At 61.9% G+C, this 9,757-nt stretch carries 6 protein-coding genes and 2 pseudogenes; 3 read left to right on the top strand and 5 right to left on the bottom strand.

The annotated features are described in order from the left end of the window. Window positions 1-427 precede the first annotated feature (427 nt). Window positions 428-868: pseudogene (locus F7R19_RS30685) on the top strand (c-type cytochrome biogenesis protein CcsB); the annotation flags it as partial. Window positions 869-976: 108 nt separating this feature from the next. Then, window positions 977-1,114 (top strand): hypothetical protein, encoded by a 138-nt coding sequence (locus F7R19_RS29935; protein ID WP_170292671.1) that lies wholly within the window; start codon window positions 977-979, stop codon window positions 1,112-1,114. A gap of 641 nt (window positions 1,115-1,755) precedes the next feature. Here the strand turns inward: F7R19_RS29935 and cadR are convergent. Genes cadR through F7R19_RS27745 form a run of 4 tightly spaced genes read right to left on the bottom strand, consistent with a single transcriptional unit; the run spans window position 1,756 to window position 6,496 of the window. Further along, the gene (gene cadR, locus F7R19_RS27760; protein ID WP_150982812.1) at window positions 1,756-2,175 is read right to left on the bottom strand and encodes a Cd(II)/Pb(II)-responsive transcriptional regulator; all 420 of its coding nucleotides are present in this window, start codon (window positions 2,173-2,175) and stop codon (window positions 1,756-1,758) included. Next, window positions 2,172-3,032, bottom strand: coding sequence for a helix-turn-helix transcriptional regulator (locus F7R19_RS27755; protein WP_211922800.1), 861 nt, complete (start codon window positions 3,030-3,032; stop codon window positions 2,172-2,174). The genes cadR and F7R19_RS27755 overlap by 4 nt, the downstream gene beginning before the upstream one ends. Beyond that, window positions 2,989-3,483, bottom strand: a complete 495-nt coding sequence (gene lspA / locus F7R19_RS27750) for a signal peptidase II (RefSeq protein WP_150982815.1) — start codon at window positions 3,481-3,483, stop codon at window positions 2,989-2,991. Before lspA ends, F7R19_RS27755 begins: the two co-directional genes overlap by 44 nt. Continuing rightward, window positions 3,473-6,496, bottom strand: coding sequence for a heavy metal translocating P-type ATPase (locus F7R19_RS27745; RefSeq protein ID WP_411800731.1), 3,024 nt, complete (start codon window positions 6,494-6,496; stop codon window positions 3,473-3,475). The genes lspA and F7R19_RS27745 overlap by 11 nt, the downstream gene beginning before the upstream one ends. Window positions 6,497-6,889: 393 nt before the next feature. Here F7R19_RS27745 and F7R19_RS27735 point away from each other — a divergent pair, with 393 nt between their 5' ends. Then, window positions 6,890-7,786, top strand: a complete 897-nt coding sequence (locus F7R19_RS27735) for a sterol desaturase family protein (protein ID WP_150982810.1) — start codon at window positions 6,890-6,892, stop codon at window positions 7,784-7,786. A 493-nt stretch (window positions 7,787-8,279) separates the two neighbouring features. On the opposite strand, the pseudogene F7R19_RS27730 reads toward F7R19_RS27735, so the two are convergent. Further along, window positions 8,280-9,602 (bottom strand): annotated as a pseudogene (locus F7R19_RS27730) (DUF4158 domain-containing protein); the annotation flags it as partial. Window positions 9,603-9,757: the final 155 nt, after the last annotated feature.

Raw genomic sequence — 9,757 nt, 5'->3', positions numbered from 1 at the left:
GTGCCGACGTCGGCGTCGCGCTGGTGCGCTCTCTTCGATAGTGTTCACGTGTCCACCAAGAATTTAGATGGACACGATGCTCCTTGCTCTCCTGCTTCCCTTCAAGACGGGTTCACCGGGCGCTTACAGTTAGATGCCTCTGCGAGGCAAGATCGTGCTGCTGAACATCTGGGCGACCTGGGGTCAGTCTTGCAGGTAGGCAGGCGATTGCATCTCTCGACCGCTTGCAGGCGAAGCTCGGTGGGTCCGACTTCGAGTTGATGGCGTTGAGCATCGACAAGGACGCAATGGAATTTGCCGACGTGAAGTCCTTCTAATCGCAGGCCGGCACCCGACATCTGCGCATCTTTCAGAACCCAACCTGCACCGCCGGGTTTCCCCTCGGGACAGTCGGCGTGACGGCCTTGTTTTGGAGCCGACCTGGCCGTTCCTGTTTCGGTACTTCTTGTCCAGTCAGAGTTCCATCTTTGGATGGCGGTGTTAGTTATGATGAGCACCTTGTTCTACTGGATGGATTTTTCAACCTCCTAGCAGGCCGAGAACAGGGCGTTTAAGATCGGCTCGGGGCTTGCCTGGGCCTCGGTGTTCATGGCGCTGGTCGGTACCATGGTCCGCTGGTACGAGAGCCATCAGATTGGCGCGGACATCGGCCACATCCCGGTGAGCAACCTTTACGAAGTTTTTGTCCCGTTCTGCTGGCTGACCACCACGTTCTATCACTACTGCGAAGAGCGGTCCAAGACCCGCATGCTGGGCGGCTGTTGATCGTCAGTGCCGCCGTGGGAATTCTGCTGCGGTTCACTTCGCCCGCCAGGCGCACGAGATACAGCCGCTGGTACCCGCCTTGCAAAGTTGGTGGATGAAGATCACGTGCCAGTGTCGCGCGCGGTTGTAATACGCAAACGCACTTTGGAATTGATACACCTTGTTGTAAGGTTGTTCCTTTTGGGCAACCGTGATCACCTACGAGGATTACATGGAAGTTCAGATACTGCGGCGCCAAGGCTGCAGCTTGCTAAAGATCGCGACCGAGACGGGAATGGCGGTCACATCGTTAGCGTTCCTCGGCGTCAACATGTTTCTCTCCGGGCTGCACTCCTATGGCGAGCTGTGAAATCCCCGGTGCCCAGAATGGGCTTGCACTCCACAAGTACGTGGGGCGCATAGACGTTGCTCCCTCCTCATCGTGTTCGATCCCAACATTGGGACCCCAACCGCCATGACCGCTAGCTCCAAGGTGCTCTGCAGGAACGCGAATCTGATCGCAATGCGGGGACTGTGAGGAGAGAAGGCGGAACCGCGCTCGTCCGCCGCCAAGTGGAATCGGTCGGACGACACAAGACCAACCAGATGAGGACGAACACATCGGCCTACAAAGCGAAGGCGATGCGGTCTGCCAATGACTCGGGAGGCGAAAGGACGCTAGGCAGGAGGTAGCAGGCACCGGCATTGGCTCCGCTACACAATCCGGCGGCCATCGCGACATTCCTTAGGAATCGACGCTGCTCGTCGGCCAAACTAAATGCCGGCGTGCTATCGGCCGTATCACCTCGGCGATCACGAGGTGGGAGGGCGGGGCCATTGGCATGGCAATAGCAGCTCTTACTCCGGCGGGACGTCAAGAAATGATGAACTTTTCCACGCGTCCCAGGCTACCCGCGGATTCCATGTTTGGCACTAACAAAGCGACCAGTGATATCAGCTCGCTTCGAGCAGAGAAGCTTTTATGACTAGGCTCAACTCACATGCCCGTTCTCAAACCTTCAAATTTGGTGCCTTGTGGGCGGTTTTCGCGAGGCCTTCAAGAATGCCACAGTCCCTTGCCTCGCGAGAGTGGCCGCATTGGCCGCGCAATTGCTTTAGGTCACGCTCTAATGCCATCAACTCTTGAACGCGGTGTTCCACGTGTGCGATGTGAACATCCAGCAGAACGTTGACTTCGCCACAGTCGTCTTGTGGCACATCCCTGAAGCGAAGCAGTACCCGAATCTCATCTAAGGTCATGTCCAGCGAGCGGCAATGCCGGACAAATGCCAAGCGCTCCACATGCTCGGAAGCATAGATTCGGAAATTCCCGCAGGAGCGGGCAGGTGCCGGCAACAAGCCCTTCTGTTCGTAGAAACGGATAGTCTGCACAGTCGTGCCGGCGGCTTGAGCGAGTTGGCCGATCTTCATGCGTTTCCCCTTTGTTGGGTTTTCATCTGACGTCGTCGATTACGGATAGTGTCGACAAATTCAAGTCCATGCAGTGTGAATGGCGGTCTGGACTGTGCCGTACATACAATCCTGGCGCCACGCAGTGGCGCTGGTCGGACTCCGAATGTGGAAACGAAGGTGCGCGTCAGGTGCGCGCTGTCGGCGAAGCCGGCGAGATGAGCAGCCTCGGTGAGCGTACAGCCATCGGAGAGGGTGCGCACCGCACGCTGCAGGCGCAACCAACGCACGTACGCGCGGAACGACAGTCCGCTCGCCTCCGCGAACCAATGCATGAAGCGGGAGGACGACAGGCCTACGGCGTCAGCGGCATGTGCGACGTGCACGGGTCCCTCCAGCGACGTCTCCAGCCACTGGAGGACCGAGGCCCAACGCGAAGCCTCCGTGGCAGGTTGTGACACATTCGCCGTTTCAGACGGCATCGCGCCTCGCAGCCAGCGGTCCAACTCATATTCCAGCATATCCGCCGGCACGGGGCTCGGCGCCATCGTGGCTGAGGGCCGACGGCCAGTAGGGCAAACGCTGTGCATGGTCTGGTCGAGAAACACCATGCGCACCGGGCCGGTCGCTACGATACGATGCGGCACCCCGGCCGGAAGAAAATGCCCCGGGGACTTCAATCCGCCCCAGACGCCTTCGAGGAGCAGCATCCCCTGCTTGCTCCAGGCCAACTGAGCTGCATGATGTCGGTGCGGCCGACCGTCCTCTATCGGTCCGATGTAAATGGCCCAGCCGCGGCCAATGGTCAGCAGCAGTCTGTCGGATGCTTCGTGTTCATCCGCGAGCTGGGCGTGCCTGTTTTCTGCCGAAGAACTCATGGAACACGATCAAGGCAGCGCCCAGTGTGATGCCGATGTCAGCCACATTGAAGACCGGCCAATGGTACGAAGCCCAATGAAGATCGATCCAGTCCACCACCGCTCCGCGTGCCACCCGGTCGATCAAATTGGCCAACGCGCCGCCCAGGATCAGCCCGTAGCTGATCCGTTCGGTACAGGATGTACCAGCACGCCGAATCATGTACACAAGGAACGCCGAGGCCGCCAGAGCGATTCCAATGAAGAAGAACCGCTGCCAGCCTCCCGCGCCGTGCAGAAAACTAAAGGCGGCGCCTCGGTTCAGCACATGCACGATGCTGAGGACAGGCAACCACTCGATGCTTGCGCCGTACTCCATCCAAGCCACGACAGCGGCTTTCGTCGCGATATCCATCGCCACGATAAGGGCCGCCAATACGAAACCCAGGCCAATGCTGCGATCAGCCCGCATGGTGGTCACGGTCAGAGGCGGGGCTGGTCCCCAGCAGGCGCAGTCCGTTGAACACCACGGCCAGGCTTGCGCCCATGTCGGCAAGAATCGCGAGCCACAGGCTGGCATGGCCGGTGAAGGCCAGCACCATGAAGACCGCCTTGGTACCGATCGCGAAGGCGATGTTTGCCTTCAGCACGCCACCCACCCGGCGCGACAGCTTGATGAACTCAGGCAGCTTGCGCAGGTCGTCCTGCATCAGCGCCACGTCGGCGGTCTCGATCGCGGTGTCGGTGCCAGCAGCGCCCATCGCAAAGCCGATGTTCGATTTGGCCAGCGCGGGCGCATCGTTGACGCCATCCCCGACCATGCCTACCGGCGCCTTCGCGCCAAGTTCGGCGATCGCAGCCAGCTTGTCGTGCGGCAGCAGGTCGCCGCGCGCGTCGGTGATCCCCACCTGGGCGGCCACCGCTTCCGCGGTCTTGCGGTTGTCGCCGGTAAGCATCACCGGTTCTACGCCCAACTGCTTGAGCGCCGCCACCGCACGCTTGCTGCTGTCGCGGACCGTGTCGGCCACTGCCAGGACACCCAGTGCCTGCTTATCGGTGGCAAGCACCACTGCTGTCTTGGCCTGCGCTTCCAGGCTCTCCAGCAGCTTGCGGACCTGCTCGCTGGCCACGCCAAGCTCATTGGCCAGGCGGTGGTTGCCGACGTAGTAGGTCTGGCCGTCGATGTCGCCCTTGACGCCACGGCCAGCCAGAGCTTCAAAGCGTTGCACAGAGGCGTGCGGCTTGTCTCCGTAGGCGTTGACGATAGCCGTGGCCACTGGATGCTCGGACAAGGCGTCTAGACTGGCGGCAATGCGCAGCACTTCCGCCTCCGAGAGCGCACCCGTCGGTACCGTATCGGTCAGCGCCGGGCGACCGTGCGTAAGGGTGCCAGTCTTGTCCAGTGCCACCGCACGCAGCAGACGCCCTTGCTCCAGGTACAGGCCACCCTTGACGAGGATGCCACGCCGCGCGGCCGCAGCCAGGCCGCTGACGACCGTCACCGGTGTCGAGATCACCAGGGCGCAGGGACAAGCAATGACCAGCATCACCAGCGCCTTGTAGACCCATTCGAACCACGGCGCACCGAGAAGTAGCGGCGGTATCACGGCAATGGCGATCGCTAGCGCAAAGACAACGGGCGTATAGACGCTCGCAAAGCGATCGACGAAGCGCTGCGTCGGCGCGCGCTGGCCCTGGGCTTCCTGGACCGAGCGCGCGATACGATCGAGCGTGGTTTCTCCCTTGCGCGAGTGCACTTCGAATTCCAGGGTGCCGCGCTCATTGATCGTGCCCGCGAACACCGTGTCGCCGGGGTTCTTTTCCACGGGCATGCTTTCGCCGGTGATGGGCGCCTGGTTGATGGCTGATGCGCCCGACACCACGACCCCATCCAAGGCGATACGTTCGCCGGGACGAACGCGCACGACGGCACCAAGCGGCACGGTCTCGGCCTTGACCTCTTGCCAGCGACCGTCGTCCTGGCGGACGAGTGCGGTTTCCGGCGCCAGGTCCATCAGCTTGCGAATCGCGTTGCGCGCCCGGTCCAGGCTCAGCGCTTCGATCATCTCCGCGACGGCGAACAGCCAGATCACAACGGCGGCTTCCGGCCACTGGCCGATCAAAGCGGCACCGATGACGGCAATCGTCATCAGCAGGTTCATGTTCAGTGACATCGTGCGCAGCGCGATCCAGCCCTTCTTCAGTGTCTCGATGCCGCCCAACGCAATGGCCATTAGCGACACGGCCACCACCGGCCATGCCGATTCACTCATCCCGGCGAATGTGAGGACTTCCGCGCCAACCGCCAGCACGCCAGCGGCCCCCATGCGCAGCCACTCCGCCTTCGAAATGCCGGTGCCGAAGTCTCTTGTGACCGCGGGGGCAGGCCGACTGTGGTCGCGCAGTACCGGCTGCATGCCGAGTCGCTCAATGGCCGCTGTGATCGGCGCCTCGTCCTTCAGCGAATGGCTGACGATCAGGGTCCGGCTCATCAGGTTGAACTGCAAGCCGCTGACGCCCGGCATGCCTTCCAATGACTTGCGCAGCAGCGCCTCTTCGGTCGGGCAGTCCATCTTCTCGATCAAGTAAGTGGCTTGTCCCTTGGAGCTGGCCCCTGCCTCGCGCTCGACCGTGGCGTGCATACCGATCTCGCGCAGTGCGCCGAGGACCGGTGCGGGATCGGCCAGACGGTGCTGCACCTCCAGCCGGCGGTTCATCAGGTCGAAGTCCAGCCGTTCGATGCCCTCCACCTTGCCCAGACGCTTGCGAATCAGGGCTTCCTCGGTGGGGCAGTCCATGTTGGTGATCAGGAACTGGGTGGTGTTGCCCCTGGCTGCAGGGGCGAACGAGGTGGCAGTCGTGCCGCAGGAACCGCAGGCGGCCTCCGGTGGCACTGCGCTGTTCACGGTCGGAGGAGCTGTGTCCTCGCCCAGCCTTGCCTGCATGCCGATCGACTGCAACGCCGCCAGCAGGGGTTCCGCCGAGGACAGGGTGTGGACGACCGAAAGCCGGCGTGCCGGGAGGTCGAACTCGAGCGACTGGACGCCGGCCAACAACTCAAGCCGCGCGCGGATCGCCGCCTCTTCGGAGCGGCAATCCATATTGGGAATCGTGAATACGTCCTTTGAAGAGGCGTTCTCGCTGCCGGCGCAGGATCCGGAGCAAGCGGCACCGCAAGCGGCATTCCCCGCCGCTTCGCCTTCGTCATCCAGCGAAGCGTGCATGCCAATCTCGTGGAGGGCCTCAAGCAACGGCTCCGAGGTCGGCAGCCCATGCCGGACGGTGAGGCGGCGCTGGGGAAGGTCGAAGGAAAGGGAATCTACCGCTGTCAATGTGGCAAGCCGTGCACGGATTGCCGCTTCCTCGTTGCGGCAATCCATGTTGGGAATGCGGAAGATGGTGGTCGTGCCGTTCGGGCGCCCCGCCTGCCCCGGACTTTGTGTTGCTTCTACGGCACTTTCGGTATGGGCTTGGTCGAGCTTCATCATTCGCCTCTTTCTGTATATGGCGGAATTTCACACCCTGAAGTAGATAGAGAGTCAAGGCCCATTTGATTTGTTGCGGCAAGATGGCGTATACGAGGGCGGCGCCCAGCACCGCCGTGGACGCCGCCCAAAGGCCCACGCCCATACCTGCCACGCATTGGCTCACATTAATCGGTAGCACCAGCCATAGGATCCGGCGGTCGGCGGCCTGCCTCGCGTCAAGGTCGTGTCGTTCGTCGTCGGCGCAGTCCGTCTTTCACCAGCAGAGTTGCTAAGCAAGTGCACACCCTGTACCCGCTAGAGAGTCAAGGCCTCACACGCATTCAGCAGGTTTGTTCAAGCCCATCGGCCATCGCTTCGGGACACTGGAGGAAATTGAACTCCGGAGTAGCAATGAAAGCGCGTTCTGTGGTGGGTTATGGCGCCTATCCGGCCATCATGGCCCTGGTAATCACAGCGGTTTCGGCCACCCCCACACAGGGCACGCGGCTGGCTTGGCTGGCGTTGTGCGCGGTTGGCGGACTACTTCTTGTTGCTTGGCTGGAGCGCTTTGTCCCGTTCGATGCACGGTGGCAGAAGCGAGACCTCGACTTTCCGGCAGATGTCGCCCATGCCGTTGTGAATCTGGCCGTGATGCACGGTGCTGTGTTGGGCTTCGTGGGGCTGCGGGAATGGACGGGTTGGCCCGGGCTTTGGTGGCCCGCGGAATGGCCATACTTGCTGCAGGTATTCCTGGCAAGCGCGCCACTGGACCTGTCGCTGTATGCCGTCCATCGGCTCAGCCACCACAACGGCTTCCTGTGGCGGCTGCACAGCATTCATCATTCCTCGCGGCGGCTCTACTGGCTAAATGGGGAACGGCGCCACCCGGTGCATGCAACCCTGATGGCTGGTCCGGGCTTACTGGTCCTGGGCATACTAGGCGCACCGGCCGCTGTAGTAGGTGGCTGGTTTGCGATTCTGGCAGTCCATCTGGCATTCCAGCATGCGAACCTGGACTATCGCCTGGGACCGGTGCGGTATTTGCTAGGCGTTGCAGAACTCCATCGCTGGCACCATCGGGAGCGCTTCGCGGACGCGCAGGTCAATTTCGGGGAGTTCTGGCTGGTATGGGACCACCTCTTCGGAACGTTCTATCAACCGCAGGCGCCACTGGGCCCAATCGGCATCGAAGGCAACCCGGTGCCGCATCGCTACGGAAAGCAACTGGTCTATCCATTTGAACGATCGGACCCGCAAGGCCGCCTGGGCAGCCAAGGCCCCTCCCAGGCCCGGGATGCTGATGTCTGAAGCCGCGCTCGTCCAGGCGAGACCGCTCGCACGCCGTCGCATGCCGGCAAGGTTGCTCAGACGGGGATCTGCCAGGGACTATTTGCTCCGGCTTGAAGCTTTGCGCCGTTTCGTGGACGAACCTGATCTGTGACTCTTCAGGCCGCGCTTGGTGCGCATCTGGCGATGAAGATGCCATGAAAGCAAACCTGTTGCGCACGTCATGAACGTCACGGCAACCACGATGATGACAATGACGTCGTGTGGCAGATCGAAGGGGGGGTCTCACTGTGGCGGAAGGGGGGTCTCACTGTGGCGGAACCTTTGTGGATAGCGATTTCGAATATGTCGCCATCGTTCTGAGGTCTGCCGAAACGGAATGACGGCGGAATCCGGCCCATGCCAGGCGGCGCGCGACCCTGACACGGGCAGTGTGCCGCCGGAGCGCTACTTGCGCTGCATCTCCACGACTCCGTCGATCTTGTCGAACACGGCGGTGACGGTATCCCCTTCCACGTTTGCGATCGTCATCTTCGATAAGTTCACGCCAACTAGCGCTGGCTGGCACCTCACTGCTGCGGGGTAGCTCACTCGCACCGCTATGGTGCAATTTGGTAATGAGCGCCAATTGGCGCAGGCTGGGTTCCGCTTCCCGGCCGGCAAAATCCAGTTCCCGCAGCGATGCGAGTAGCGCCCGGATCCGCTGATTGTCCTCAGTCAGTGTCTCGCGCACACTGGCCGCATGGCTCATGACGGGCTTGCCAGGTAAATCCCTCAGCAGCCTGCCGATCTCCGCGAGCCGCTCCTCGGCCGAGCGTTCGGCGTCGCCGACCAGCACCTTGATCGCTTGCAGGCGCTGGCGGTAGTCCGCGGCAGATCGGGCCTGCCTGGTCGTGGTCTTTTCGTAGGCCTGTCGGACCAGATCGGAGACCCGTCGCCCTGTCTGGTAAAGCAGGGAGTCCGTCAATTCCAGCAAGGTCACTCGAAGGAAGAAAACCAGTTCCAGCGTGCGCGTCGACGCCTTCAGTTCTTTGATCTTGACGGGGCGGCGCGCCTCGATGCGCTTGCCCAAGGCCCGCTGCTTCTCCATAGGCACCGCGTCTAATTGCCAGGTATGCGCACCGAGCTCCTTCAGAAATCGTATTTTCTCGAGCGTTTCGGCAATGGTTGTCGGGCTGTGACGTGCTGGTGGGGTCTTCAGCCACTCAAGAACGGTCACTCCCGACGTTCCGTGTCGGGTCGACAGAACTGCGTCCGCACGCGCAAGTTGAGATTCCGGGATGGCAGCCTCGATCATGGCTACCACAGCTCGCTCGATTTCCGCCCAGATCGAGCGGCCGAGATCGCGCAGCGCTCGCTCGGCCGGGATCAGGATCCGCCGCTCGTATAGCCAGGAGCGCGCGTGCTGTAGCAGGTCCTCAAGCGTCAGCGATTCCTTCGCATCCTGGCGCATCCACGTCCCAAGCCCTGCCCAATGGCCTGGCCCAATCCGTGTCAGCCCGAGATAGTCGCAGGCCCAGACTTGGTGGTCATAGAGCGTCTTGTAGCGGTGATACATGGTCCGCAGCGACGCGATGGTTGGCGTCGGCACACCAAGGCGTTCACCGATGTAGCGCAGCAACTGACGCGGCAGGGTGCCGACATGGTCCAGCGTATGGCCGCTCGCCCGAAGAAAGACCAGCTGGATTGCCGCGCCGGGGCGCCAGTCTCGGCGAAACCGCTCATTCACTTCCGCCATGTCGCTGTCGGTGAGCGCAAAGTATCGCTCCACGTCGAACTCCGACATTTTGGCGGGCAAGCGGTCGATTCCCACATAGCGAAATTCCATGCCTGGCATTTCCCTACCTCCTTGCGGCGGCGCGGTGCGCGGGCAGCTATGGTACCGCGGGAGCTCTCAGAGTCTGCCGACGGTCGCCGGAGTCGACCGGCAAGGCTTGCCAGTAAAGGCTTTCAGGGAAAGCGCCAGATTTAGCACGAAAAGTACGATTACCC

Origin of the sequence: Cupriavidus pauculus (assembly GCF_008801835.1) — a bacterium.
Taxonomy (GTDB): domain Bacteria; phylum Pseudomonadota; class Gammaproteobacteria; order Burkholderiales; family Burkholderiaceae; genus Cupriavidus; species Cupriavidus pauculus.
The sequence above is the reverse complement of the archived record's forward strand: the minus strand, read 5'-3'. Positions and strand labels throughout refer to the sequence as shown.

Bases quoted from the DNA above. Each gene is read 5' to 3' on its own strand.
- F7R19_RS29935 (WP_170292671.1), top strand. From the start codon at position 977: ATGGAAGTTCAGATACTGCGGCGCCAAGGCTGCAGCTTGCTAAAGATC.
- cadR (WP_150982812.1), bottom strand. From the start codon at position 2,175: ATGAAGATCGGCCAACTCGCTCAAGCCGCCGGCACGACTGTGCAGACT.
- F7R19_RS27755 (WP_211922800.1), bottom strand. From the start codon at position 3,032: ATGAGTTCTTCGGCAGAAAACAGGCACGCCCAGCTCGCGGATGAACAC.
- lspA (WP_150982815.1), bottom strand. From the start codon at position 3,483: ATGCGGGCTGATCGCAGCATTGGCCTGGGTTTCGTATTGGCGGCCCTT.
- F7R19_RS27745 (WP_411800731.1), bottom strand. From the start codon at position 6,496: ATGAAGCTCGACCAAGCCCATACCGAAAGTGCCGTAGAAGCAACACAA.
- F7R19_RS27735 (WP_150982810.1), top strand. From the start codon at position 6,890: ATGAAAGCGCGTTCTGTGGTGGGTTATGGCGCCTATCCGGCCATCATG.